Origin of the sequence: Pseudoalteromonas fuliginea (assembly GCF_000690055.1) — a bacterium.
Classification (GTDB): Bacteria; Pseudomonadota; Gammaproteobacteria; order Enterobacterales; family Alteromonadaceae; genus Pseudoalteromonas; species Pseudoalteromonas fuliginea.
This window is the reverse complement of sequence record NZ_JJNZ01000174.1, coordinates 1-284: the sequence shown is the minus strand read 5'-3', so window position 1 is coordinate 284 and position 284 is coordinate 1. Positions and strand designations below refer to the sequence as shown.

The following is a 284-nucleotide window of genomic DNA, read 5'->3' as shown; positions in this document are numbered from 1 at the left end:
ATGTAGCCAGTGTTCATTCGGTAGGGTGTAGCGGTCATTCCGACAATTCGGCACTTCTCATTGGCTTTACGTCCTGCTATTTCATAATTGAGAACCCCGTCAATTATCTTCAATAAACTTGGCGTAATTCCGTGAGCCTCATCAATAATAATTGCACTGATACCCATGTGCGCGATTTTATCAATCGACTTCAAAGCGCTTTGCGGTGATGCAAAGATAACCTGAGATCGCAGGCACTTCTTACCAGCACTGGCACAGTAGATTGATGCTGGATTTCCATAATC

1 protein-coding gene is annotated in these 284 nt (G+C 44.0%); it reads right to left on the bottom strand.

Annotation, left to right across the window (positions count from 1 at the left end; all coding sequences use genetic code 11):
- Nucleotides 1-284, bottom strand: a 284-nt coding sequence (locus DC53_RS0120945) for a DEAD/DEAH box helicase family protein (protein ID WP_033032466.1), incomplete at both ends; no start/stop codon positions are given.